This window comes from Salirhabdus sp. Marseille-P4669, from assembly GCF_900240405.1.
Lineage (GTDB): Bacteria > Bacillota > Bacilli > Bacillales > Alkalibacillaceae > OEQK01.
Genome location: NZ_OEQK01000002.1, coordinates 60,211 through 87,185, shown reverse-complemented (window position 1 = coordinate 87,185; position 26,975 = coordinate 60,211). Strand labels below are relative to the sequence as shown.

General features: G+C 36.1%; 28 protein-coding genes. 7 read left to right on the top strand and 21 right to left on the bottom strand.

Translation table 11 applies throughout. From position 1 onward, the window contains the following. Positions 1-10: 10 nt before the first annotated feature. From pyk to dnaE, 7 genes are all read right to left on the bottom strand, one after another. Entirely contained in the window at positions 11-1,771 is a 1,761-nt protein-coding gene (pyk, locus tag C1A05_RS03450; protein WP_102027352.1) for a pyruvate kinase, read from the bottom strand. Between the two features lie 80 nt (positions 1,772-1,851). Beyond that, on the bottom strand, positions 1,852-2,811 hold the full coding sequence (gene pfkA / locus C1A05_RS03445) for a 6-phosphofructokinase (RefSeq protein ID WP_102026799.1): 960 nt from the start codon (positions 2,809-2,811) through the stop codon (positions 1,852-1,854). A 291-nt stretch (positions 2,812-3,102) separates the two neighbouring features. Continuing rightward, positions 3,103-4,062 carry an acetyl-CoA carboxylase carboxyl transferase subunit alpha gene (accA, locus tag C1A05_RS03440; protein ID WP_102026798.1) on the bottom strand — a complete coding sequence of 320 codons (960 nt, stop codon included), beginning with the start codon at positions 4,060-4,062 and terminating at the stop codon, positions 3,103-3,105. Continuing rightward, the gene (gene accD, locus C1A05_RS03435; protein WP_102026797.1) at positions 4,059-4,919 is read right to left on the bottom strand and encodes an acetyl-CoA carboxylase, carboxyltransferase subunit beta; all 861 of its coding nucleotides are present in this window, start codon (positions 4,917-4,919) and stop codon (positions 4,059-4,061) included. Before accD ends, accA begins: the two co-directional genes overlap by 4 nt. Before the next feature lie 116 nt (positions 4,920-5,035). Next, on the bottom strand, positions 5,036-5,665 hold the full coding sequence (locus C1A05_RS03430; RefSeq protein WP_102026796.1) for a FadR/GntR family transcriptional regulator: 630 nt from the start codon (positions 5,663-5,665) through the stop codon (positions 5,036-5,038). 47 nt (positions 5,666-5,712) lie between these two features. Next, complete coding sequence (locus C1A05_RS03425; protein ID WP_373419465.1) at positions 5,713-6,921, bottom strand: NAD(P)-dependent malic enzyme; 1,209 nt, start codon at positions 6,919-6,921, stop codon at positions 5,713-5,715. A gap of 194 nt (positions 6,922-7,115) precedes the next feature. Beyond that, positions 7,116-10,478: a DNA polymerase III subunit alpha gene (gene dnaE / locus C1A05_RS03420; RefSeq protein WP_102026794.1), complete on the bottom strand. Its 3,363-nt coding sequence runs from the start codon at positions 10,476-10,478 to the stop codon at positions 7,116-7,118. 208 nt (positions 10,479-10,686) lie between these two features. Between dnaE and C1A05_RS03415 the strand changes: the two genes are divergently transcribed. The 3 genes from C1A05_RS03415 to C1A05_RS03405 all read left to right on the top strand — a co-directional run bounded on the left by C1A05_RS03415 (position 10,687) and on the right by C1A05_RS03405 (position 11,816). Further along, complete coding sequence (locus tag C1A05_RS03415; RefSeq protein ID WP_159461985.1) at positions 10,687-11,019, top strand: YtrH family sporulation protein; 333 nt, start codon at positions 10,687-10,689, stop codon at positions 11,017-11,019. After that, positions 11,019-11,522, top strand: coding sequence for a sporulation membrane protein YtrI (ytrI, locus tag C1A05_RS03410; protein ID WP_102026793.1), 504 nt, complete (start codon positions 11,019-11,021; stop codon positions 11,520-11,522). The genes C1A05_RS03415 and ytrI overlap by 1 nt, the downstream gene beginning before the upstream one ends. A gap of 111 nt (positions 11,523-11,633) precedes the next feature. After that, positions 11,634-11,816, top strand: coding sequence for a hypothetical protein (locus C1A05_RS03405; protein WP_102026792.1), 183 nt, complete (start codon positions 11,634-11,636; stop codon positions 11,814-11,816). Positions 11,817-11,865: 49 nt separating this feature from the next. Here C1A05_RS03405 and C1A05_RS03400 read toward each other — a convergent pair whose 3' ends face one another. After that, positions 11,866-12,819: a DHH family phosphoesterase gene (locus C1A05_RS03400; RefSeq protein WP_102026791.1), complete on the bottom strand. Its 954-nt coding sequence runs from the start codon at positions 12,817-12,819 to the stop codon at positions 11,866-11,868. A 309-nt stretch (positions 12,820-13,128) separates the two neighbouring features. Here C1A05_RS03400 and C1A05_RS03395 point away from each other — a divergent pair, with 309 nt between their 5' ends. Continuing rightward, positions 13,129-13,428 (top strand): YtpI family protein, encoded by a 300-nt coding sequence (locus C1A05_RS03395; RefSeq protein WP_102026790.1) that lies wholly within the window; start codon positions 13,129-13,131, stop codon positions 13,426-13,428. A 57-nt stretch (positions 13,429-13,485) separates the two neighbouring features. Here C1A05_RS03395 and C1A05_RS03390 read toward each other — a convergent pair whose 3' ends face one another. The 8 genes from C1A05_RS03390 to C1A05_RS03355 all read right to left on the bottom strand — a co-directional run bounded on the left by C1A05_RS03390 (position 13,486) and on the right by C1A05_RS03355 (position 20,004). After that, positions 13,486-14,799: a DRTGG domain-containing protein gene (locus C1A05_RS03390; protein WP_102026789.1), complete on the bottom strand. Its 1,314-nt coding sequence runs from the start codon at positions 14,797-14,799 to the stop codon at positions 13,486-13,488. A gap of 65 nt (positions 14,800-14,864) precedes the next feature. Next, complete coding sequence (locus C1A05_RS03385) at positions 14,865-15,092, bottom strand: hypothetical protein (protein ID WP_102026788.1); 228 nt, start codon at positions 15,090-15,092, stop codon at positions 14,865-14,867. A 186-nt stretch (positions 15,093-15,278) separates the two neighbouring features. Next, a complete protein-coding gene (locus C1A05_RS03380; protein WP_102026787.1) occupies positions 15,279-15,962 on the bottom strand; it encodes a metal-dependent hydrolase in 684 nt (227 codons plus the stop codon). 61 nt (positions 15,963-16,023) lie between these two features. Beyond that, positions 16,024-17,571, bottom strand: a complete 1,548-nt coding sequence (locus C1A05_RS03375) for a polyamine aminopropyltransferase (RefSeq protein WP_102026786.1) — start codon at positions 17,569-17,571, stop codon at positions 16,024-16,026. Between the two features lie 76 nt (positions 17,572-17,647). Further along, on the bottom strand, positions 17,648-18,043 hold the full coding sequence (locus C1A05_RS03370; RefSeq protein ID WP_102026785.1) for a DUF350 domain-containing protein: 396 nt from the start codon (positions 18,041-18,043) through the stop codon (positions 17,648-17,650). A gap of 14 nt (positions 18,044-18,057) precedes the next feature. Further along, entirely contained in the window at positions 18,058-18,702 is a 645-nt protein-coding gene (locus C1A05_RS03365; RefSeq protein WP_102026784.1) for a DUF4247 domain-containing protein, read from the bottom strand. 95 nt (positions 18,703-18,797) lie between these two features. After that, positions 18,798-19,469 (bottom strand): PspA/IM30 family protein, encoded by a 672-nt coding sequence (locus C1A05_RS03360; protein WP_102026783.1) that lies wholly within the window; start codon positions 19,467-19,469, stop codon positions 18,798-18,800. 19 nt (positions 19,470-19,488) lie between these two features. Then, positions 19,489-20,004, bottom strand: coding sequence for a DUF4178 domain-containing protein (locus C1A05_RS03355; RefSeq protein WP_102026782.1), 516 nt, complete (start codon positions 20,002-20,004; stop codon positions 19,489-19,491). 305 nt (positions 20,005-20,309) lie between these two features. On the opposite strand from C1A05_RS03355, the gene C1A05_RS03350 reads away from it, so the two are divergent. Further along, the gene (locus tag C1A05_RS03350) at positions 20,310-21,407 is read left to right on the top strand and encodes a M24 family metallopeptidase (protein WP_102026781.1); all 1,098 of its coding nucleotides are present in this window, start codon (positions 20,310-20,312) and stop codon (positions 21,405-21,407) included. Positions 21,408-21,539: 132 nt separating this feature from the next. Here C1A05_RS03350 and ald read toward each other — a convergent pair whose 3' ends face one another. The 3 genes from ald to C1A05_RS18405 form a co-directional block, all read right to left on the bottom strand. Continuing rightward, the gene (ald, locus tag C1A05_RS03345) at positions 21,540-22,655 is read right to left on the bottom strand and encodes an alanine dehydrogenase (RefSeq protein ID WP_102026780.1); all 1,116 of its coding nucleotides are present in this window, start codon (positions 22,653-22,655) and stop codon (positions 21,540-21,542) included. Between the two features lie 190 nt (positions 22,656-22,845). Then, a complete protein-coding gene (locus C1A05_RS03340) occupies positions 22,846-23,658 on the bottom strand; it encodes an SDR family oxidoreductase (protein WP_102027350.1) in 813 nt (270 codons plus the stop codon). Positions 23,659-23,880: 222 nt separating this feature from the next. Beyond that, positions 23,881-24,015, bottom strand: a complete 135-nt coding sequence (locus C1A05_RS18405; protein WP_255398289.1) for a hypothetical protein — start codon at positions 24,013-24,015, stop codon at positions 23,881-23,883. A 113-nt stretch (positions 24,016-24,128) separates the two neighbouring features. Between C1A05_RS18405 and C1A05_RS03335 the strand changes: the two genes are divergently transcribed. Further along, on the top strand, positions 24,129-24,569 hold the full coding sequence (locus C1A05_RS03335) for a universal stress protein (RefSeq protein ID WP_102026779.1): 441 nt from the start codon (positions 24,129-24,131) through the stop codon (positions 24,567-24,569). 16 nt (positions 24,570-24,585) lie between these two features. Beyond that, complete coding sequence (locus C1A05_RS03330; RefSeq protein ID WP_102026778.1) at positions 24,586-24,879, top strand: hypothetical protein; 294 nt, start codon at positions 24,586-24,588, stop codon at positions 24,877-24,879. Between the two features lie 29 nt (positions 24,880-24,908). Here the strand turns inward: C1A05_RS03330 and C1A05_RS03325 are convergent, their stop codons facing one another. Both C1A05_RS03325 and C1A05_RS03320 read right to left on the bottom strand, forming a co-directional pair. Continuing rightward, the gene (locus tag C1A05_RS03325) at positions 24,909-25,718 is read right to left on the bottom strand and encodes an EcsC family protein (protein WP_102026777.1); all 810 of its coding nucleotides are present in this window, start codon (positions 25,716-25,718) and stop codon (positions 24,909-24,911) included. Positions 25,719-25,766: 48 nt separating this feature from the next. Beyond that, complete coding sequence (locus C1A05_RS03320) at positions 25,767-26,957, bottom strand: acetate kinase (RefSeq protein ID WP_102026776.1); 1,191 nt, start codon at positions 26,955-26,957, stop codon at positions 25,767-25,769. Between the last annotated feature and the right edge of the window lie 18 nt (positions 26,958-26,975).

The following is a 26,975-nucleotide window of genomic DNA, read 5'->3' as shown; positions in this document are numbered from 1 at the left end:
CATTTATGCATTATAGTACTTTGGCATGTCCATTAAAGATATCGCCACGAACCGCATCAATGGTAATTTCTAACCCATCTTCAATGATCGAGGTTGCATTTTCTACTCCTACAATAACTGGAATTCCTAAGCTTAAACCAACTACAGCAGCATGAGAGGTTAACCCACCCTCTTCTGTAACGATTCCTCCTGCTTTTTCAATAGCAGGCATCATATCTCGATCTGTAGCTTGGCAAACAAGGATGTCTCCAGCTGTTACTTTATTAATAGCATCCGTACCACTTGTAGCAACTACCGCTTTACCAAAGGCATTCTTTTGACCTACTCCTTGACCCTTTGCTAAAACATCGCCAACGATGTGGACCTTCATTAAGTTTGTAGTACCACTTTCTCCTACAGGTACTCCTGCAGTTATAATTACTTTATCGCCACGTTTATAATGTCCCGTAGTTAGACCATAATCAATCGCCTTATCCAGCATTTCATCTGTAGAGCTAACTGTTTGTCCAATTACAGCATATACACCCCATACGAGGGATAACTGGCGCTGAACTCTTTTATGTGCTGTTACAGCAATGATTGGTGCTTCAGGACGATATTTGGAGATCATTCTTGCCGTATGTCCACTTTCTGTTGGTGTTAAGATTGCATTTACACGTAAGTTTAATGCTGCATAAGCAACCGATTGACTAATTACATTTGTAATTGTTAAATCCATCTCACTTGTACGGTTTTCAAAAATACTTTTATGATCAAGTACTTTTTCCGCTTGTAGTGCAATGTTATGCATTGTTTGAACGGACTCTACAGGATAACTCCCAGCTGCTGTTTCACCAGAAAGCATAACTGCGTCCGTTCCATCAAAAATTGCGTTTGCAACGTCACTTGCTTCCGCTCTAGTTGGACGTGGATTTCGTTGCATAGAATCCAACATTTGTGTTGCCGTAATAACCGGTTTCGCAACAGTATTACACTTTTTAATAAGCTGCTTTTGAACAAGTGGAACCTCTTCTGCAGGAATTTCCACGCCTAAGTCTCCGCGGGCAACCATTAGTCCATCACTAATTTCTAGAATATCGTCAATGTTGTCCACACCTTCACGGTTTTCAATTTTCGGTATGATGTGAATATGTTCTGCATTATGTTTTTCCAGTAACTCTCTAATTTCAAGCACGTCTGATCTACGGCGTACAAAGGAAGCTGCAATAAAGTCAACTCCCTGCTCAATACCAAAAAGAATGTCATTTGCATCTTTTTCAGTAATACCAGGTAAGTTCACACTTACATTTGGCACGTTGACACCTTTTTTGTTTTTTAACACACCAGAATTTAAAATAGTCGTTTTTATTTCTCCACGATCCTTATGTAAGTCCACAACTTCTAACTCAATTAAACCATCATCTAATAAAATTTTGGAACCAACATGCACATCATGTATTAAATTAGGATATGTGATAGAGAAACGCTCCTCATCACCTTCCACTTCATTCATAGAAACAATAATCTCGTTCCCTTTTTGTAAGTGAACCTCACCATTTTTCATGTTTCCTGTACGAATTTCCGGTCCTTTTGTATCTAAAAGAATAGCTACTGTTTTATTCGTCATTTCCGATGCTTTACGGATATTTTGAATTCGATTTAAATGCTCGTCATGGTCACCATGAGAAAAATTCAATCGTGCCACGTTCATCCCAGCATTGATTAATTCGGTTAACGTCTCTACAGATTCAGATGCAGGTCCAATTGTACATACAATTTTTGTTCTTTTCATCTTCATATTATCCTCCAATCAATAAGAAAAACAGAAGCGCCTCAATCGACGCAACTTACATATCATAACATAATAATGGATTAAATTGAGAGCTCTTTTGATAAGTGATACATCGAAACCTCTGGTTGACGCTCCATCTTTAATATATCCAATATATTGTGATCTACAATTTGGTTGTTTTGAATACCAACCATACGGCCGCCTTTTCCTTCCATTAGAAGATCAACAGCTTTAGCACCTAGTCTACTAGCTAATGCCCGATCCGCTGCCGTTGGCGATCCACCTCTTTGAATATGACCTAATACGGTAACTCTCGTTTCTAAGCCCATTTTTTCTTTAATTTTATTGGCGAACTCAACACCACTTCCAACACCTTCAGCAATTAAAATAATACTGTGACGTTTTCCACGTTGGTTTCCACTCTCGATTCGTCCAATAATGTCATCAAAATCCTCTTTCTTTTCAGGGATTAACACACTTTCTGCTCCGGCTGCAACACCTGCCCATAGTGCTAGGTCACCTGCATCTCTTCCCATAACCTCAATTACATACGTACGTTCATGTGAAGTAGCTGTGTCTCTAATTTTGTCAACAGACTGAATAATCGTATTTAACGCTGTATCAAAGCCTATTGTAAAATCAGTACCTGGAATATCGTTATCAATGGTGCCTGGAACTCCAACACACGGAAAGCCTTTTTCCGTTAGCTTCATGGCACCTCTGAATGAGCCGTCGCCACCAATAATTACTAAGCCTTCAATACCATGCTTCTTTAGCTGCTCAATTCCTTTTAATTGCCCTTCTTCTGTTTTGAATTCTAGGCTTCTTGAAGTAAAAAGCTTTGTTCCCCCACGATGTATGATATCACCAACAGAACCAAGTTCCATTTTTTCAATGTTTCCATTAATTAAGCCTTGATATCCGTAATAAATCCCATAAACTTCAAGATCATGATAAATACCCTTCCGAACAACTGCACGAATAGCTGCATTCATTCCTGGAGCATCACCACCACTAGTTAATACGCCGATTCTTTTCATATTATTTTGTTCACCTCGATTAATTGATGTTTGCGCAACTATACATTTTGGTCTTTATTTGAATGATGATATGAACACTATCATCAGAAACAAATCTTAATATTTCACTACTCTAACTGTTACTATAACCAAATATTTATAACTTTTGAAGGGAAATGCACTTTTTTTACAATTCAATGAATTTCCTATTTTTCAACATAAACGCCATCGTAATTGCTCTTTTCCATCTTTTCACAATCACTAAAAAAAAGAAAGCGTGCAATCTATTGGATTGCACGTAATGGATTCTTTCTAAAGCGATGTATAACTACCAATATTTTTATATTTTTCCCATCTGGATTCTAATAATTCCTCAGTAGTTAAACTTGTTAATTCTTTTAGTGCTTTTTGTAATGTTTTATTTATTTCTTGCGCTTGTGCTTGAATGTCACGGTGAGCCCCACCTATTATTTCTGGAATAACATCATCTATAATTTCTAATTCTTTTAAGTCAAAGGACGTAATTTTCATGGTTTCGGCAGCCTTTTGTGCAAGGTTAGAGTCCTTCCATAATAGAGCAGCTGCCCCTTCAGGAGAAATAACAGAGTATGTTGAGTTCTCCAGCATATATATTCGATCTCCAACTCCTAAAGCTAATGCACCACCACTACCACCTTCTCCTATTACAATACAAATAATAGGAACAGTTAGTCCAGCCATTTCTTTGAGGTTACGGGCAATCGCTTCACTTTGTCCTCTTTCTTCTGCTGCCTTACCTGGATAAGCTCCTTTCGTATCGATAAAGCATATAATTGGTCGATTGAACTTATCCGCCTGTTTCATTAAACGTAATGCCTTACGGTAGCCCTCAGGATGAGGCATACCAAAATTACGTCGAATATTTTCTTTCGTGTCTTTTCCCCGTTGATGTCCGATAATCGTTACTGGACGTCCATGATATTTTCCAATACCACCAACGATAGCTTCATCATCACCATACAGACGATCTCCGTGTAGCTCGATAAAATCTGTAAAAATTTCATTGATGTAATCGATTGTAGTCGGGCGACCTGGATGTCTTGCCATTTGGACACGATTCCACGGTTCTAGGTTCCCATAGACTTCTACTTCTAGTTTTGCTAGACGATCTTCTAGCTTTTTGATTTCATTGGATAAATCTAGATCACTATCAGCAGTGAATTTTTTCAATTCATTTATTTTCTCTTTTAATTCTACAACAGGTTTTTCAAATGGCAATACATGTTCTTTCATTCGGAATCACCTCCGACCTTATGCATGTCTAAAATCTTACCAAGTACCTCTTTCATATCCTGACGATGTATTACTTTATCAAGTTGTCCATGTTTTAATAAAAATTCTGCTGTTTGGAAGTCTTCTGGTAATTTCTCCCGAATGGTTTGTTCAATTATTCTTCGACCTGCAAAGCCTATTAATGCACGTGGTTCAGCAAAATTATAATCTCCTAGCGATGCAAAGCTTGCCGATACACCACCTGTGGTAGGGTGAGTCATGACGGAAATCATCAAACCACCAGATGTATGAAAACGTTCAATTGCAACAGATGTTTTGGTCATTTGCATTAAGCTGATAACACCTTCTTGCATTCTAGCCCCACCCGAAGCTGTAAAAATAATAAACGGAATGCCCGCGACTCTTGCATTTTCTATTGCTCTAGCAATTTTTTCACCCACAACGGAACCCATACTTCCCATACGGAATCTAGAATCCATTACTGCAAAAGCCGTTTCGCAACCTTCAATAGTTCCCTTCCCTGTCACTACGGCTTCATTTAAGCCAGACTTTTCTCGGTCCTTCTCTAGCCTTTCCAAATACCCAGGGAATTGTAATGGGTTTTCAGACAGTAAATCATTATCCCATTCTACAAATGTATCCTCGTCAAATAGGGACTCGATTCTTTCCCATGCTGTTAGTGGAAGGTGATAATCACAATTCGGACAAACCTTTAAATTATTATTCAGTTCTTTTCGGTAAAAGATTTTTTTACAATGGGGACATTTTTGCATTAATCCTTCTGGAACATCCTGTTTTGCTTCATCACGTGGAATGGTGGCATATTTTGTTTTCTTGCTAAAAATATCCTTAAGCAAGTCAATTCCTCCTTTAAACTGGCACAACAATCGTCGAGATATGTTGGATAAAACACATAAAAATATAAATTTAAAAAACTTTTATTCATCATACCGAATTTATCGTAAAGAGATTGTCAAAGCTTGTCTTCTTTTTCACAATTTTTATATAAACTTTCTACTAAATCCTCTATTAAATGTTTATCTTTGTTTTTCATTGCTTTCAATAGTAATTGATATGTTTCTTTTCCGTATTCAATTTCATGATTGGAGCTTGTAAAAGCTTCTATTAATTCCCAAATTTTTAATAACAAATGATTACCAGTAGCTTGAAATAGCTTCAAGAAAAAGTAATAATGTCGATCGTTATTATCCTTTTTCTCAACGATTTGACTTAACTCCTTTAAATATTGACTATTTAAAGAGGCTAGAATATATTTAGCTCCTTGTTGTTCAAGGAGCATTTTCACTTCAATCAGTTCATTTTTTGCCTTTGATTCTCTTAAAATAAACGACGACAGTAGCTCCACCGAATGGTAAGGCTGATAGGATTTTAAAAATGTACCCTCTCCCCGCCTCGTTTCAATGATTCCTAACAATTCAATGGCACGAAGAGCTTCTCTTACAGATGAACGACCAGCTTTTAATGTCTCGGCTAAATACCTTTCAGAAGGAAGACGATCACCAGGTGATAAGTTATGTTGGTCAATAAATAAACGGATTTGACCCAACACTTCTTGATATACTTTTAAATTATCTTTTAACACTTGTTTAAATCCTCCTCAAACATAGAAAGGCATCTAACTTAGATCCTTTAATTATCCCCAATTAGAGCTAATCTTCTCGTTTTCTCCGCAACTTCCTCTGGATCCTTTTCGTGTCTTGCTACCCCAGACTCCATCGCTGCCTTTGCAACACTTGCAGCAACAATAGGGGCTACTCTAGCGTCGAAGGGTGCTGGAATGACGTAATCCGGATGTAATTCAGATTCATCTACTAAAGAGGCAATCGCCTCGGCTGCTGCTACTTTCATTTTCTCATTAATCCTTGTAGCTCTAATATCTAAAGCTCCTCGGAATATCCCAGGAAATGCTAATACATTATTAACCTGATTAGGGAAATCCGAGCGGCCAGTACCAATAACCTTAGCCCCTGCTTCCTTTGCATCCTCAGGCATAATTTCAGGATCTGGATTTGCCATCGCAAAAATAATAGAATCCTTATTCATTGTTTTTACCATTTCTTTCGTTAGAGCACCGCCAACAGAAACACCAATAAAGACATCCGCACCCTTAATTACTTCTTCTAAGGAGCCTTCTATCTTATCTTTATTTGTAAATTGCGCGACAGATTCTTTGACACTGTTCATACCATATGTACGACCTTCAAAGATAGCTCCTTTCGAGTCACACATAATCATATCTCGAACACCAAAATGATATAAAAGTTTAATAATTGCAATACCGGCAGCACCTGCACCATTTGCTACAACTCTAATATTCGAAAACGATTTATTTACTAGCTTTAATGCATTAATAAGTCCAGCAACAGTCACGATAGCTGTTCCGTGTTGGTCATCATGAAAAATAGGTATATTTGTTTCCTTCTTTAATCTCTCTTCAATTACAAAGCAATTTGGAGCTGCAATATCTTCTAGATTAACGCCCCCAAATGTAGGCTCCATTAATTTTACTGTTTCCACAATTTTGTCGATATCACGTGTGTCTAAGCAAATAGGAAAAGCATCTACACCAGCAAAACTTTTAAATAATGCAGCCTTCCCCTCCATTACTGGAAGAGCAGCCTCTGGGCCAATATTACCCAGCCCTAATACAGCAGATCCATCTGTAACAACGGCTACCATATTGCCTTTCATTGTATATTCATAGACGGAATCCTTTTTATCATAAATTGCTTTACAAGGTTCTGCTACTCCTGGTGAATAAGCCAAACTTAAATCGCGGGAATTTTTCACTGGAACTTTAGAATGCGTTGCAAGCTTCCCTTGATTTACTCGATGCATATGTAATGCTTCTTCCTTAATATTAGTCACAAATGATCGCTCCTTTAATTCCATTAACAAAATAAAATCATCACCAATATTGGTCTGACCACTAGACTCCTTCATTATAACAAAAGGGATATATGTGTAAAGACTAAATTTTTGAAACCCTCAAAAAAACTTCTGGAATAAACGGTAATTCAATTGGTTCAACCTCATTTTTTCTGTAACACAACATAATCTTGTCCAAAGTAGTTTTTAAGTGTTTTTATACAGGAACTGTTCGGTTTGAGATTATATTGACTTGCTAATTGGTAGGTTTCCTTCCTTACTTGAGAATGGACTACAACAGGAACATTTCCTGGAAATTTTTCAGACACATCTTTCAAAAACTCTAACTGCTCCCGCTCATCACGTTGAAGCAATTTAATATAGAGCAATGTATTGGTTTTTTCCTCCGTTAGTTGTTCCGGATTAAACGGCGATAATTGGTTTATTAACATTTGCGCTTTATCCCTTCGCCATTCTAGCTTTCCTTGTACAGTTAACAGCATTTCCTCCATCAACCACTGCTTCGCTTCCCGGTATACATTTGGAAAAAGAACGCCTTCTAATGTATCTGTCTCATCACCTAATGTAACAAAAGCCATTTGATCTCCCCGCTTTGTACGAATAACTTTTATTTGCTGTATGGAGATAACCACTTTAGCATTATTTCCCAAATGTTTCTCTTTTAAAGTATGAATAGGTAAAAATCCATTATTTCTTAAATGATTTCGATATGTTGCTAAAGGATGGCTGGATACATACATTCCAACAATTTCCTTTTCATATGCCAATCTCTTCAATGCCGGAAATTCATCTACTTCTGTATAAGATGGTTCAAGCATAAAGTCTTCATCAAATAATGTACTTTGACCTTGTAATCCACCAAATAACTCCCCTTGCTCAATTGCTTGATCTATAGAAGCTAAAAGTGTAGCTCGATTAGAATGGGTTTCATCAAAGCATCCTGCTAATATTAAATTTTCTATAATACCTCTGTTAACCGTCTTTAGTGGTACCCTTTGACAAAAGTTAAATAAGGAAGAGAAAGGCTTTCCTTTCCTCGCTTCTAAAATGGCATCTACAGCATTTTTCCCAACGCCTTTAATAATTGGTAAAGCCATACGAATTTCATGGTTGTTTTCTACCGTAAACATGGAAGAGCTTTTGTTAATAGATGGTGGCAAAATAGATATACCAAAATCTTTTGCTTCTTGTACATATTGACTAACTTTATCTTGGTCATACGTGACAGAGCTTAACAATGCCGAAAAGAAATGGGCTGGATAATGGGCTTTTAAATATGCTAATTGGTATGATATTAAACTGTAAGCAACAGCATGGCTTTTATTAAACCCATAATCAGCAAAACGAACAATCCAATTGTAAATCTCTTCTGCTATTTCAAGCTTGTATCCTTTTTTTAAACAACCGGAAATAAACACTTCCTTCTCCCGGTCGATAATTTCTTTTTTCTTTTTACTAACAGCTCTTCGTAATAAATCTGCTTCTCCTAATGACAACCCAGCAAATTGGTTTGCAATCTGCATAATCTGTTCCTGGTAGACAAGCACCCCAAAAGTTGATTCTAAAATTGGCTGCAAATTTGGATGAGGATACTGTACCTTTTCTCTTCCATGCTTACGTTTTATATAGGTTGGAATAAACTCCATCGGACCAGGACGATACAACGCATTAACAGCAACAATATCTTCAAATGCTGTTGGCTTTAACTCCTTAAGTACCCTTCTCATCCCTTGTGATTCTAATTGAAATACGCCTGTGGTTTTACCTTCCTGTAGTAACCGAAACGTTTTCGAATCATTTAAGTTTAAATCTTCCAGAGTAAATGTTGGTGCGATATTCTTTCGGACCCTCTTTATAATTTGCTCCATTAAAGTTAAATTCCTTAAGCCTAAAAAGTCCATTTTTAATAGTCCAATTTGTTCGAGGTCATTCATCGGATATTGGGTTAAGGAAATGTCTTGATGTCCTTTAATGACAGGGACAATTTTCGACAAAGGTTCTTTACTAATGATGACCCCAGCAGCGTGGGTAGAATGGTGCCTGGGTAATCCTTCCAATTTGACTGCTATCTTAAATAAAAGTTGAAGCTTCTTCGATTGCTTTACATACTGTAGCAATTCTTCAGATTCTTGCAGTGCCGTCGATAAGGAAGACGTATTTTGAGAAATCTCATTTAATAGAAATTTCATATCTTGTTCATCAATGGACATTGTTTTCATTAATTCGCGCAATAGTGAGCGTTGTGCAAAAGTTCCAAACGTTATAATTTGTGCAACATGGTCGGCTCCGTACTTTTCTTGAACATATTTAATAACTTCATCTCTTCGATAATCTGAGAAATCAATATCAATATCAGGCATATTTAGACGCTCTGGATTAAGGAAACGTTCAAATAACAAATGATATTTTAGCGGATCAATTTCTGTTATATGTAATAGATATGCAACAATAGAACCTGCAGCAGAGCCACGACCAGGTCCTGTTAAAATATGATTCTCTTTAGCAAATTTCATAAAATCCCAAACAATAAGGAAATAATCACTAAAGCCCATTTTCTCTATGACTGTTAATTCATACTGTAGCCTTTTTTGTGCGCGTGCGAGATCCTTATCCTCGTATCTTTCGGCTAGCATTTCTTCACATAGGTTTCGCAAATACTCCACCGAGGTTATCTTGCTCGGAGTAGGAAAGGCCGGTAAATAGAGCTTTTCAAAATCAAATGTTACATTACATTGTTCCGCAATTTTTTCTGTTTCCTGAACAACTTCAGGCCAGGCTGAAAACTTTAATTCCATCTCCTCCTCACGAGCTAAATGACGATGCATGCTTGTGGTCATGTCTTTTTGGTGAGACCAATGCTTCCCCTCCCCCATATATCGATAGCAATCATACGCAACATAATCTTCTTCATTTAAATATCTTACATCCTGGATTGCCGTTGCCTGATACCCTTCCGCTATACAAAGTTTCTTCATTTGGTTATTAATTGTCCGTTCTTCTATTAGACCATGATCCTGTACACCTAAATAAAAATTGTCCGAGTTAAATGCATTTCTCCAATTATCAATTACAATAATTGCTTTTTCTAATGCATTCTCTAAAAGATATTTTTTCAAACCACCTTGAAATGCAGGTAAAATTACTACTAGATCCTGTAGTAAAAACGGAATATTTTTTAAAGAAATAGCGTGAAACTCCTGTTCCGCTGCATATGACGAGAGCTTAACTAATGATTCATATCCTTTATTTGACTTTGCTATTAAGATAAACGTATATTCCTCTTCTGTATCCGGAAGTACGAATGATGCTTTCATACCAATTAAGGGCTTTATTCCTTCTGCTATACAATGTTTATAGAATTGTATAATACCGTGTAAAACAAAATCATCTGTCAATGCAATGGAATGAAATCCTTTTGATTTTGCTCCTTGAACGAACTTCTCCACGGATAGCGTACTTTGCATAAAACTATATCCACTATTTGCTTGCAAATGTACAAATCCCATTTCACTCACGCCTTTTCATATAAATAAAAGAATTAAAAATGTAAAATATTTCTACAGCTACGCCCGTATAGTAGATGTATCCAATTATAAATGGTATATATTCTATTATATAACAACTACCATATGCATTAAATTGATAACATATAAAGATGGGGTCGTCCATAAACATATTATATAGGCTATGCACTCTTATAAAAGGATGATCAATATGGAAGAAAACTTCATTCCGACTCTAATAAAGTGTTATTTTATTGCATTTGGTGTACTTGCTGGTGGTTCCTTTATTGGTAGTATTGGGGCATTTTTAGTCGGAGAGCCTCCCATTACTACTGTCACTAGACTAGCAAAAAGCTTACGCATATGGGCAATTGTGGCCGCAATAGGTGGTACTTTTGATGCAATCTCCACCATCGAACGAGGATTATTTGAAGGTGGTACAATAGATGCCATTAAGCAAATCTCCTTTATTATTTCTGCAATGGCCGGTGTTCAATCCGCCATATTATTTATTGAATGGTTTAGTCAGGAGGAAATAACGTAATGCACATTCCACCGTATTACAAAAGAAGAGGTACCCAATACTTTTTCGTTGGAATGTTAGTTGGAGCAATTCTAGCCTATTTATTCTTTCTTTATATTAACGGAAAACTAACAGAACGTTGGATTGAACAAACGGTTGAACTAAGAAGCGAGATTGTGCAGTTAGAGGATCGAATAAACGGGCTTACGAAAGATAAGGAAAACCTCAGTAAAGAAAATAAAGAAATGTTAACGGTTCAAGAAATAAATATAGAAATTAGCAACAAGGAACAATTGAAATTAGACAGTATCGAAGCGGTCGAACTAACAGCACGTATACAGAAAGAATTATCCCCTTTAATAGGGAATAGCATTGAAAGCTTAAGCGAAAACCGGTCTCTTATTTATTCCACATTGGAAAACAAATCCTTTCAAATGAATAACTTTTCTTATCAACCATCTATAACAGAACTGATTATCGCAACAAAAATGGAAATAAAAATCAAACTTTCCATGACAAATTAAGGCGTAAAAAATGGAATGTTTTTTGAAATAATTTAGAATAAATGTAAAAAAATGACGTATAGGGATACAATAATAGTAGAAAATAAAGATAATTTAGAAAGGGTGAGTCACATGTTAGAAATAAATCGAAAATTGCTAGTGGAAGAAAAAACGAAGGATTTAGTAAATGGCTATTCTGCTTATGCAGATACTGACGAACTCATCCGACTCATTCAACGCAATGTAGCTGAATTAGATTTAGACGTCATTAAGGATCAAACAGATATCGGTTGCTGGTTCATACCAAATAAATAAGAATAGCCATTAATTAAATAGGAATTCAAGTCTGGTAGAAACCAGACTTTTATTTTTGCTGATACTGAAAACATACATCTTCTAAGTCCTTCACAACCTCATCTGTTTCCTCCCAAGAGTAAACGGTTGCTCCAGATGCTAACGGATGCCCACCACCATTATACTTTTGGGCAACAATATTAATAATTGGTCCTCTTGAACGTAAACGCACTCGGATTGCGTCCTCTTCTTCTATGAAAAATACCCAAGCGATAATCCCTTCGATGTCACCTAGAACACCTACTAGTTGAGAGGTTTCTCTACTTGTTAAACCAAATTCTTGCAATGTTTCTTTCGTGATTTTTATCGTACTTAACCCATTTGAAGAAACCGTAAAATTCTGCAGTATATAACCTTTTAACTTCGCAATAGAATGCTTTGTATTATACAAATTGTCATATAAAGCAGTTCGATCAAAGTTGTATTTCACAAGTTCAGAGGCGTACTGAAATGTTGTTGCACTGGCACTTGGAAATAGAAATCTTCCTGTATCCCCAACAATCCCAGCAAAAAGCAACCTTGCTCCTTCATTACTTAATACGAGGCCATACTCTTTCTTCCCATACCTAAACAACTCATAAATCATTTCACTAGTTGAAGAAGCATCTGTATTCACCCATGTAATATCTCCATATGGATCATGATTTGGATGATGATCGATTTTGATCACTTTTTTCCCTTTTGTATAACGTTGGTCACAAATTCGTTCTTGGTTTGCAGTATCACAAACAATGACAAGAGCACCTTCAAATGTTTCATCCTCAATTTGATCTAGTTCTGCTAAAAAACGAAGGGATGGATCCGCTTCTCCAACAACATAAACGCTTTTTTTAGGATATGTACTACGAATGATCTCTGCAAGCCCACTTTGTGAGCCGTATGCATCGGGATCGGGTCGAACATGTCGATGAATAATAATCGTATCAAATTCTTTAATGCTTTCTAATATCTCTTTTTTAAACATGAAATTGTTCCTTCCTTTTCTTCTATTAGTTAACCAGGTGTTATCATTATTTTGCTCAATTTTATACCGATAGTAGCAATACAAAGACGAGGACACTATTTTTAAAATAGGACATCTACTGGTTGAAGTTGGACTTCTCTATGGTATCACTAACACCATAGTAGCAAAAAAAGAATAAAAAAGTTAAAATGAAGAAGACATTTTGTCTCGTGTCTAAAGAAGAAGTGATCGTTTCAATTAAATCATATCAAATTCAGATACGAATAAAAACGATTTCCGTTTTAAACTACATAAAGGAGTGCAACCGTCATGATTATCTTACCGATTTTAATTATTTTAACATTAGTTATGTATATCTTTTTCAAGGTTAAAATATTGAGTCTAAAAGACCCACTTTTAATGCATTTTACGAACGCAAAGGCAAGACTAGCACTAGGCTTTTTAATCGCTGTTTTTGGCATTAATCAATACCTTTTCTATGAAACGACACTTTCTTTAATTATTGGAATTGTATTTGTTGTCATCGGAATTGCTCAATTACAATATGGTTTTAAATTATATCGTCATTATCGAAATGAACTGTTAAAACACGAAGTAGTAGCGGAATAGGAAACATCAAAATTTAAGATGAAAAAGCAAAAAAAGAGGCACAGTAAGCCTCTTTTTTTATCGATCAATAAATTGTGCCATTAATAGAGCTTTCCCTACCAAAACCGAATCTGAAAAGACTTCTACATCGATTTTCGTGAACTTTCTACCGATTTCAATCGGATTTGGTTTGATATTTAATAAACTACCAAGCTGAACAGGCTTCATAAAGTAAATGGAGATATTTTCAAAAACTAAGTCTGCTTTTTTATATTGCTTTAGCGCTCTAGAACTTGCTTCTGTAATTAAGGAAGTAAATACACCATAGGATAGCGTCCCTAAATGATTCGTCATTTGTGGGGTTACATCAACATAATACGTCTGTATATCTTTTTCTTCTTCTTGCAGCTCTAGAGGGTTCGTGATTAAATCATCAATTGTTTCCCCTACTTGTGGCTGACGTTGTAATTGTTGTAATCCTTTAATGACGTCCTGTCTTGTAATCACACCCTGAAAACGAGATTGAGCATCAACAACTGGTAATAGTTCAATTCCTTCCCATACCATTGTGTGGGCAGCGTTCGCTAAGGATGTGTTTGTTTGAACCAACATTGGGTTTTTCGTCATTACCTTTGTAATACTCATATCTAGCTCTTTCCCAATTACATCCTTTGACGTCACCATACCTACTACTTTTTGATCATGGTCTACTACTGGATAACGAGAATGATTGGTCTCATTATTAAGTTCGTACCATTTATCCACATGATCCTCCGTACTTAAATAATGGGTTCTATCAAGTGGTGTGTATATATCATCTACATTAATGATTTCTTTCTTAATGAGCTGATCGTATATAGCACGGTTAATCATTGTAGCAACGGTAAATGTATCATAGGATGTTGATATGATTGGTAATTGCTTTTCGTTCGCTATTTGTTTTACATAATCATCTGTATCAAATCCACCTGTAATCAATACTGCTGCTCCAGCCTTTAGCGCATATTCCTGTGCTTTAATTCGGTTGCCGACAATAAGTAAGGAATCCGCTTCTGTATAACGCATCATTGCCTCAAGCTTCATAGCACCAATAACAAACTTATTTAATGTTTTGTACAATCCTTCGCGCCCACCAAGAACTTGTCCATCTACTATATTAATAATCTCTGCAAAGGTAAGCTGTTCGATGTTTTCCTTCTTCTTCTTCTCGATTCGTATCGTTCCAACTCTTTCAATGGTACTAACTAGTCCAATATTTTCTGCCTCTTTAATCGCACGGTATGCGGTACCTTCGCTGACGTTTAGGTCCTTCGCAATCCCGCGGACAGATATTTTACTACCAATGGACAATGTTTCTATATAATCTAATATTTGTTCATGTTTAGTGGCCAAATAAATCACCAAACTTTCAATCTATTTACTGTATCTCCTATTATATCGTGAAAGTTGGTAATGCATCAATTTTGTTTCATAAAAACTTTTGAAACTTCTTCCTTTTTTACAGGACTTCTTTCACGGACATTGATTAAAATACCTAGATTTGCTCCTACAACTAGTAAAAAAAAGCCAATCCAACACGCCCAAAACAATGCACTTAAAGATGAAGACATTTCTCGAATATAAGGCATTGCCAAATACATTAAAAAAGCTGCCAAAAGAACTTTCAAAAAAGCATCTCGTTTCATTATCTTGTCCTCCCATTGTTTTCTTCTACATATTATGCTGGAAATCCGAATGTAAGAACAGAAGAGCGAATGATTCTCTTGAAACAGCGGGAGGGGAAGTAGATAAAAAATAAGCAAGTAGATAAACTTGCTATAGCCATAAGATAAGCATGTGATAAATGGAAATCACATGCTTATCAATTAGTACTATTCTAAAACCAAGCCTTCACCTGGTCTTAAAACTTTTCCTATTCCTTTTTCTAGACGTTCTACAAAAGCGTGAGGGTCTTGTTTGATTACAGGAAATGTATTGTAATGTATAGGCACTACTTGTTTTGCCTGAACCCATTCTGCTGCAACTACTGCATCATCAGGACCCATCGTAAAATTATCACCGATTGGTAAAAAGGCAACATCAATATTATTTCGTTCTCCAATTAACTTCAGATCTGAAAACAAACCGGTATCTCCAGCATGATATATCGTCTTACCCTCTGCATAAAAAAGAATTCCAGCAGGCATACCAGTATAAAGGACACTTCCATCTTCATCTGTGTAACTAGAGCTATGAAATGCTTTCGTTAATTTTACCGTACCAAAATCAAAGTCAAAACTTCCTCCTAGATTAAGAGGGTGTGTTTTAACACCTTTTGTTGAAAGAAAATCACTAAGTTCCACTGGTGCAACCACTAAGCAATCCGTCCTTTTCGCAATGGTAACCGTATCCCCAACATGGTCGTTGTGACCATGGCTTAAGAGAATGGCATCTGCTTCAACCGTACTCGCATCTAAGTCACAAAGCTCATTTCCCGTAATAAAAGGATCTATCAATATCCTTTTTCCTTTAACCTCAATTTTGACAACTGCGTGTCCGTGGTAAGTAACTTTCATGCATTTCGCTCCTTCCCTTTTCTTATATGTATTTCTTTCGATAAACTCTCGGGAACTCCTTCTAATAATAAGTCCAAGCCTCTTCGTATTTTTCGATTAAATGGGGATTGATTAACGTATTAGGCTCTAGTACAAGGGCTTTTCCCTTCTCCATGATGTCATTATCTTCATCTTTACCAAAATAGGTAAGTCCTATAATCATTTCCGAAGTTAAAAATTTTGTTTCTACGGAGACTTGTAATTCATCCGTTCGTATCGGCATCCTGCTCGCCATCACAAATCCCCAATTTCCAAAACTGGGAATATCAACATGAAAGTTTTCTGTGTTTAATCCTGTCGCTTCTAAAGTTTTGTTTATGGTCCAGTATACTTTAGGTGCAAAGACTGGACTTGTTGCTTGGACCATCATTGCACCTTTTGGATTCAAATGATTCCGTACTAATGAATAAAATTCTTTTGTATACAATTTGTTTAGGCTTTCATTGTTCGGGTCTGGTAAATCAATTAATACGACATCAAATGTCTTTTTTTCATTTTCCAAATACTCAAAAGCATCTTTATTTAAAACCTTAACTTTATCATTCTTCAAAGCGCCTTCATTTAAATTTAGTAGATGAAAGTTTTGATTTGCAAGTTCGACCACAGCTGGATCTAAGTCTACAAGCGTAATATTTTTCACATCATCATACTTTAATAATTCGCGAATAGCTAATCCATCACCGCCGCCAAGTATCAATATTTCATCGTGCTTTGGTACTTGTGACATAACAGGATGTACTAGCACTTCATGATAACGATGTTCGTCTGTTGAGCTAAACTGAAGGCCACCATTTAAATAAAGTCGTGTATCTCCTTGCTCTTTCGTAAGAACAATCGTCTGATACTGGGACTCATCCATATAGATAATAGGGTCTTTATATAACTTTTGTTCAAACGTAAAGGCTAATTCCTCTCCAAAAAAAAGCCCACCAACCATTAAAATAGCAATGATAATTCCGACAAATCCATGTTTTCGATAGCCTTTAATTTCATCCCGAAACATCCATAGAATAAACAATGCTACCGCTAAATTAATACATCCAACAAAAAATGCACTTTTTACCATGCCTAATTCGGGGCGTAAAAGAAATACAAATAATAATCCACCAATTAAACCACCTGCATAATCAGAAAAAAGCACACGTGCTGTACTTTTATTTAAAGCAACACCTAAATCATTTGCTTTTCGAATAAGTACTGGTAATTCTACCCCTGTTAAAGCACCGACAATAAAAGTGACAAGATATAAAAATAACGACTCCGATCCTTCGGGAAGAAGGGCTGTTACTCCAAACATTGTAAAGCTCGAAAATCCGCCAACTAACGCGACCATAAATTCAATCCAAACAAAGGAAAGAATTAAATTCTTCGTGATTTTCTCACTTATACTAGCACCAATCCCCATCCCTGTTAAAAACAACGAAATTGTAAGTGTATATTGCTTAACACCATCTCCAAGTATATAAGAGCCTAATGCCCCAAATAATACTTCAAAAACAATTCCACAAATGGATACGATTCCTGATGCCCAATAGATTAAATGACTTTTTCTTTCTGCGTTTAATTGCAAGTACAATCACTCCACTTCAAATCCCGCAAGCAAAACGATGATATCTAATTATTTGTTGGGCAACCCTTTCATCTACTTATGTAATAGACGCACCAATTACAAAAGCAAGGCCAACAGAAACTGCTAAGGACATAATACCAACAGCCATATTTCCGTCTTTTAATTGTTGTTCAACCGAAAAAGATCTTGTTAATACTTCAAAAATAAAGTAGGCGATAACTTGAAGTATAACACCATATGCGCCCCAAATTAACGTATCTAGTAGTTTATCACTATGATAAATCGCAAATGATAAGATAATACAAATCCCTATTACCTTACCTGCAATGGAAAGGGAAACAGCACTATTACCGTTCTTAATTTCTTCCCAATCCTTATATTTTGTAGTAATAATTTCAAAGATAACGACTCCAATAAATACTACAACAATTGCAATTAGAAAATATAAAAACGTATAAAGAAATGGTTCCATTCTTTTCTCCTCCTTTATTTACCTGCACTTGGTCCTCCACCACGATTAGTCGAACCTCTTAAATTTCCAATTCCACCAGAACGATATTTGTCGGTTTTCACATAGCCACCATAACAATTACCAGTATTATAACAAGACTGAGATCTTTTTTTGCCCCAATCATCTACATCTAACACTTCATCTAAAACCCATAATGCAAATAATCCATCAAAATAGTTCGGTGCGTAATGGTTTCGTACAAATTCTTTCGTAGCCAATTCCATCAAAACAATACTTTTATCCTCTTGATCTAATTGAACAGTTAGGAAATCATTAGAATATACAAAAGCTTGCTTCTCATTTTTTATATCACTTACTTGGTCTGGATTCGTATAGTCCTCAAACATGGAGGATAGCTCTTGTATCGAAAATTGTGAAGTAGCATAAATCCTTGTTGTTTCATTTGAGCCTTCTGAGATGACATCAACTAAAGTGAAATTTTGATCTAGCAATTGTTTAATACTAGAATACGATTCCGTTTTCACATTTCCTTCCACTGTCTCTTTATCAATTGAATCAAGGGAGGATGCATTTATTCCTTTATCTACTTCTTCCGTTAATAATCCACAACCTGTAAGAAATACAAAACTCACAATTAAAATAGCCATTCTAAATTTCAAAGTACCCCTCCTCCCTACATCGAAATATTAGACCAAGAACAAAATATGTTCATGGCCTAATTTTAACCTTCATCCCATTATATGTGTAAGTTTTGTTATTCTTTACCTAATTTCTTTTTCAATGCCGCAAGCTCATCGTCAACGCCACTAGAGCGATCTAATTCTTTAAATTCATCATCTAATGAACGACTAGATTGGGATAAATCCTCACTTGTCTCCGCTTCTGCTTCATAACGAAGTACCTTTTCTTCCATTCGCTCGAATCCTTGTTTTGATGAATCACTACCAATAGAAGACATCGTTCGATTCATCTTTGTTCTTGTCTTAGCCGATTCCGCACGTGCTTTTAATGTATCTTTCTTTAGTTTCATTTCACGATATTCATTTTTCATTTCATCTAACTTCGTACGAAGCGCATCGGAATCTTGTTTCGCTCTTTCCCAAGATTCTTTTAAAACAGTTGCCTGTTGTTCATAGTTGTTCTTATCCTCAAGCGCTCTTCTAGCCAGATCATCATTCCCAGCCTCAATCGCTTTTTCTGCTTGTGCTTGTCGTTTATCAACAATTGCTTGAGCATCATCATACTTTCTTTTTAACATCTTCTCATTTGCTATCTGCTTTGCAACAGCACTTTCCGCTTCTCGAATATCTTCATCCATTTCCCGCATAAATTGATCAAGCATCTTTACTGGATCTTCCGCCTTATCAAGCATGGCATTAAGCTCTGAACTTACCACTGTTTTAACACGTTTAAAAAATTTAAACATTTTTACTCCTCCTTTTAATTTACACTGAACCTGCGATTATTTTTATTTCATATTCTTCAATTGGGTAGCCTAGGCTTACTTCAACTTCGGTTCCCCAAGCTTCTACACTTAAATAATTTTCTTCCTGATCATCGGAGTAATCTGCATAATGTACCGTTCTACCATTTAACTGCTGACTCCTACCCTGACCAAAAACCTGTGCATGACCATCTTCTTCTAGATAATAAGTTTTCCCATCAAATTCTATTTTTTTAGGATATGGTTCACTTACAGACAGAGAAATTGTTTTGTATATACCTAACTCTAGTTCATCATCCATTTCCGCCGATAACCAAATGGTATTACGACCTTCTAGTAGTTGATAGGCAAACCATTCATAACCATGATCTCGGTATGAAATTTTTCCAACAACCTCATAATCTGTTAAATCATAAGAAACAATATCTCCAACCTTGATGGATAATACTGTTCTTTCTTTGATGGGACTAGTACTTTTATCCGGTTTCTTATGAAATAATTTTGAAAAAATGCCCAAATACTTCACCTCTTTATAGATTCTTTCAAAAATCATTACGTTATTTTTACGAATGTATTAGGAAATGGTTTCACTTTTTTTATCATTTTTTATAAATAATCTGGAGCAAAAGTATGTAGAGTCACTCTGGAAACGTAATTCTGTGTATTTTTATGACATTCTCCGATTTTTACTCATTCCCTCTGTTTTTACGTCTCTCATCTTAGTGTAACCGAAAAGTATGTTTGTCTACTAGAACAAAGAAGTGATATCATCTCCTTATAAGGAAAACTTTACATAGCATTTACATTAAAGGAGTGAATCCGATGGAAAGTCGATTCAGCAATTTAATAAATAATCTAAAGAAACAAAAGATGGATAGTATCTTCATAACCTCCAAAGCGAATGTATATTATTATTCGAATTATTATACGGACCCACATGAACGATTAGTTGGTATTTATGCTGATCGTAAAGATAATCCTCTTCTTATATTACCTAAAATGGAAGAGGAAGATGCGTTACGCGCTGGTTGGAAAGGGGATATTCTTTCTTATGATGATGACACAAACCCTTGGGATAAGTTTTTGTCGTTTATAACAGATGCAGAAAGATTACCACAACAATTAGCAGTAGAAAAAAGTCATCTTACAGTAGATCGATATGAACAGCTTAGAAAGCTATTTCCGAATAGTGCCATTCTAGATGGAAGTGATTTGTTAAACGAGCTTCGAGTAATAAAAGATAAAAAAGAATATACGTTGTTAAAGCAAGCTGCATTATTAGCAGACTTTGGTGTACAAAAGGGTATTCAGGCAATTGAAGAAGGAAAATCCGAGTTAGAAATTTTAGCTGATTTGGAATTTGCATTAAAACGAGAAGGTGTAAGAGAAATGTCTTTCTCTACAGTCGTTTTAACCGGTGCTAAAACAGCTTCCCCACACGGAAACCCTGGCAAGGATAAGGTTAAAGCTGGCGACCTTGTATTATTTGATTTAGGCGTTGTCTATGAAGGTTATTGCTCCGATATTACTCGGACTGTTGCCTACAAACAAATATCTGAGCAACAAAAAGAGGTTTACAACACCGTCCTAAAAGCACAACTGGCTGCAATCGAAGCATCAACTATTGGCACAGAAGTAGGTAAAATAGATAAAGCTGCTCGTTCCATTATTACAGAGCACGGCTATGGTGAATACTTTACGCACCGTATCGGCCATGGCCTAGGAATTGATATCCATGAGTATCCATCTATGAATGCAAGCAATAAGCTAGCATTAGCAGAAGGCATGTGTTATACCATTGAACCCGGCATTTACATTCCTAATATTGGTGGAGTACGTATAGAAGATGATATCTTTATGACAAAAAAAGGTGCAGAAGTATTAACGGAATATCCAAAAGAGTTACAAATAATAGGATAATAAACTATAAACGTATCTACAGTTGCTGTTTATCTCCTACTGTAGATACGTTCTATTTTAAGATTAAGAATTTATGAGTACGGTTTTATAAAGAAAGGTGCAAAACATCAATACTATTTTGCACCTACTATATTATTTTAATAGATTTTCAACATTTGAAAATTCCAACTGATGTGCTTCCGCTACTGCTTGATACGTTACATAGCCGTTTAACGTATTAATACCCTTTTTCAATGCTTCATTATCTAAGCACGCTTGCTTATATCCTTTATTTGCCAATTGCAGTGCATAAGGGACCGTTACATTTGTTAAGCCGATTGTGGAGGTTCTTGGTACTGCGCCTGGCATGTTTGCTACAGCATAATGGACAACTCCATGTTTCGTGTAGGTTGGATTATCATGAGTTGTTATGCGATCTGTCGTTTCAAAAATACCACCTTGGTCAATCGCAACATCTACGATTACAGACCCATCCCGCATGGATTTCACCATATCTTCTGTAACAAGTCTAGGTGCTTTTGCGCCTGGAATTAACACAGCCCCAATTACTAAATCAGACTCTTTAACAGCCTCAGCTATGTTTAGCGGATTGGACATTAATGTATTAATGGTAGAACCAAAGATATCATCTAGTTCACGCAATCGATCTGGGTTTAAATCTACTATTGTAACATCTGCTCCAAGACCTGTAGCTATCTTTGCGGCATTTGTCCCAACGACTCCTCCCCCAATAATCGTTACTTTTCCACGTTTTACACCTGGAATACCACTAAGTAATATGCCTTTACCACCTTTTGGTTGCTCTAAAAATTGTGCTCCAATTTGAGCTGCCATTCTACCTGCCACTTCACTCATTGGTGTTAGTAAAGGTAGTGAGCCGTTTCCTAATTGGACTGTTTCATAGGCTATCCCTACTACTTTCTTCTCAATTAATGCTTTTGTTAAGGATGGTTCAGCAGCTAAATGTAAATAAGTAAATAAGATTAAACCTTCATAAAAATATCCGTATTCCTCAGGTAATGGCTCCTTTACCTTCATCACCATATCTGTCTTCCATGCTTCATCAGCACTACCAACTATATGAGCCCCAGCTTCCTGGTATTGTTCATCTGTAAAACTAGAACCTAAGCCTGCCCCTGTTTCTACATATACATCATGACCTGCATTTGTTAAAGAAATTACTCCAGCTGGTGTTAATGCCACACGGTTTTCATTGTTTTTAATTTCCTTAGGTATCCCAATCCTCATTTTCATTACCTCCAATACTACGTTAAATAGGATGTATGTTGTTACAATAAAAATAGTACATAATAAAATGATTTCATTATGTGCAAGAAAAAGTTTTCCTACACATCACACATAATGTAAGCACTTACAATTCATTCTATCAAATTTTATTTAAATGTTAACACTTTTTTTATATTTTCTTCGATACGAGTTATAAATGCCGATGTATAACGTCTAATCCTCCTGTTATGTCCACAATGGAGCCTGTAATCATATCAGAAGACTCCTCACATAAAAATAAGACGGCTCGTGCAATATCTTCCCCTGTACCTGAACGGCCAATTGGTGTATGTTCATCCTTAAATTTACGGCTATGCTCAATGGTTGCTTCTTTCATATCACCGATAATATTTCCTGGGCAAACCATATTCGAGGTTATTCCGAATTCTGCTTCTTCATATGCTATTGTTTTGGTTAAGGATACTAGGCCCGACTTTGCCGCAGCAAATGCGGAACGGTATATCCAGCCAGGTGCATCACTTGCACCTTGGAAACCATAGTTTACGATTCTTCCAAACTTATTTTTACGCATACTCGGAATGACTAATTTCAATAAATGAAATACACAATTTAAATTTCCATTCACCATTTTATTCCACTCATCTGTTGTATAGTCAACGAGTTTCTTCCGTTCAAAAATATAGGGTCCTGCATTATTTACTAAAATATCGATGGATCCAAATTTGGCCATTGCATGATTAAATAACTTTTCAATGTCGTTTGGATCTGTTATATCTACTTGCACAATTTGTAGTCTGTCATTAAATTTTGCAAGTTCTTGCCCCATTTGTTCCGCCTTTTGTTGGTCAAGATGATACGTTGTTGTTACAGAATATCCTTTTTCTAGAAAGGCTTCGGTTACCTTTCGTCCAAGACCTTTTGTTCCAGCTGTTACTAAAGCGTGTCTCACAACCATTCCCCCCCAATATAGGCAAAAAACGCTTTTATAATTAAATATTATCATGACACGAAAAAATACCCAAAAATAAACATACTGTAGTAAATATAAAACCCTAGTTTTTAAGATTTGTACCATAAGAGTCAATGAATATTGCGAGGAATTCCATTGAGGCTTGCTTTAATACTTTCTCTTCGTTCAAATCTATATCGTCGCCCAATCCTGAAGCACGTCGGATTTTATTTCTAAACAACAAAGTAGATGTCATAGACATCTACTTAACACCACTTATTTCTTATTTCTATATTGTCCCTCATCTTGTCTAGGTTCGATTAAACCGCTTTGATAACTTTCTTGTATTTGTTGTGTTATGAATTCTTCTTCATTGTTTTGTTCCAATTCCTTGTTTTCCTTTTTATCCACAAATACACCTCCTTACCATTAGCTTGTCTAAAAGATTCACAAAATAATCAGACCATCTCCGGTCACAGCCTTTCTCATTTGATACAATAACCGTATAGAAAGGGGAGAGAAAGATGCCACATAATTACAAAGATATTTTAGTAGCTGTTGATGGTTCAGATGCATCTAGTGCAGCCTTTTTTAAAGCAGTAGAGATTGCAAAAGCAAACAACGCAACCTTAGTAATCACTCATGTCATTGACACAACTGTATATACGCATAGCGTCTTACAAGTGAATTACAATGAAGAATTAGAAGTGTATGCAAAAGAGCTCCTCCATTCATTCCAAAAACAAGCACAAAGTATGGGAATACATGATGTTGTGGTACACTTAGCTTATGGTTCCCCTAAAATGAAGATCTCTAAAGACATTGCAAAAAAGTATCATATTGATTTGATTATATGTGGTGCAACAGGGCATAACCGTGTGGAAAGGTTTTTGATTGGAAGTGTATCCGAGCATATTACTCGGCATGCAGATGTCGATGTTCTTGTTGTTCGAGCAAATAAATAAAACTCAGGTGATAAAGATGTCAAATTTCGTTCTCCACCCGAAATTAAATATCCCTATTCCAAGACTAGAAAAGGACTGGAATTCTTACTCTATAGCGGAAAAAGAATCTATATTAATGGAATGGGAACAAATAAGAGGTTCAATCCCTGATTATATAAAGAATATTGAGCAAGAAATACAGCGGAAGCAATCGAAACTAAACGAGGAAGAAGATTTTGAAAAGAGCTGTTTACTTAATAGTGAAATAAGTGAGTTAGCATCTATGATTAATGATTTTTGGATCTTATTTCGTCAAGAAGGCGTTTTGTAATAGCTAAAAAACATTCGAAAAGAGATTACTTAAAGCATACCTTTACGTAATCTCTTTTCACATATAAAACGATATTGGTAAAATTTCAATGAAAATTCAATAACCTTTTTCATATGATAATAAGTGGTTATTCCACTTATTCCTATACCCAACAACGGAGTGTGTTTCCTACCCTTCCTTCGTACGACACGACTGCAAAACAAAGATAGTACTTGATACAAAATTTGAATTATTGGTCCCTTCCCCGTTATTACCTTTTCCTGTGCCAGGTTCAATAAATCACGATCTGTTAGTTTCTTCTTTAACACGGTCCATTCTTCAAACTGATATGATTTTGGCATCATTGCTGCATTTAAAATATTTAATGCAAGCATCATCTCATAAGGGTTATTCATTTCGTGGCCAAATGTTAATCCAATTGTTTGTATGGTTTGCACATATAATACAATCTCTATCGGAAGGTTTATCGTCCCATATAAAGGATGGATGACTCCCATTAAGCTACCTCGTAGAACGGAGCTTTTCAATTTGCTTTTGCATTCCTTTTCAACAATCCAAGTAAGTTGAGAAAGATTCAGACTTTTCATCGATGCAATCGTTTCAACGTCTTCCTTAAAGATTTTACCTGACTGGATGATACGATCCCTTAATTGCTCTTGTTTAGGTAATCCTTGAATAAAGTGATACGTATAAAGAATGACATCATCCATTTTCTCCATATACGCTTCCTCTAACGTAAAGGAATCCCAAAAACCAACTCGATCTTTTTGTTTTAGCCGATACATTTCCAACTTTTTTTCAAATGAATCAATTTGCTTTTCAAAAAATGATAAACACATCCTAATCCCTCCAGCGGAATTTAGGAAATGCTTATTAAGGATCCTTCACTACTGACTAATAATACGCATCGTATCACGTGCAATCATTACTTCTTCGTTAGTTGGTATTACAATAACTTTAACAGGGGAATGTGGATAGTTAATAAACACTTCCTTCCCTCTCACATTATTCAAGGAAGGGTCCCAATATACACCCATAAATTCTAAGCCACGTAAAACCCGTTCGCGTATCGTCGTACTATTCTCACCGACACCAGCTGTGAAGATAATCGCATCAACTCCGCTCATTCGCGCAGCATAAGATCCTAGATATTTGTGGATTCTTCCAGCAAATACATCTAGTGCTAATTGCGCACGCTTCTCCCCTTGTCCAGCTGCTTCTTCAATATCTCTCAAGTCACTAGAAAAGCCAGATAACGCCAACATCCCACTTTTTTTGTTTAAAATATCAATTACTTCATTTGCTGTTTTACCCGTTTTCTCCATGATGTATGGAATTAAGGCAGGGTCTATGTTTCCAGATCGAGTGCCCATTGTAACTCCAGCAAGGGGAGTGAATCCCATAGAAGTATCAATAGATTTACCACCTTCAATAGCTGCAATACTTGCACCATTACCAAGATGACAAGAAATCAAACGTAACTGTTCAAGTGGTAAGCCTAACAGCTCTGCCGCACGGTTTGCTACATATTTATGTGATGTACCATGGAAGCCATACTTTCTAATTCCGTACTTTTCATAGTATTCATAAGGTAAACTATATAAGTATGATTTTTCTGGCATGGACTGATGAAATGCTGTGTCAAATACGACTACTGCTGGTGTGTTCGGTAATATTTCCTTAAAAGCACGAATACCAACTAAGTTTGCAGGGTTGTGCAACGGGGCAAGCTCCGATATTTCTTCTATTTCATGGATAACTTCATCTGTAACTAATACGGAATCCGTGAAACGCTCTCCTCCGTGTACAACACGATGACCAATAGCTTCAATTTCCTCATAGGATTGAATAACTCCAGTAGAAATTAACTTCTCTAATAGCGTTTTAACTGCTACTCCGTGATCATCTATATCTTTAACTTCTTTATCTTTATTACCGTTATACTCTATTGTAAAAATAGAATCTTTTAATCCTATTCGTTCTACTACACCTTTTGTTAAGACTTCTTCTTCTGGCATTAAAATCATTTGAAATTTCAAAGATGAACTGCCCGCGTTTATCGCTAAATATTTACCCATAATAAACATCCCCTTAGA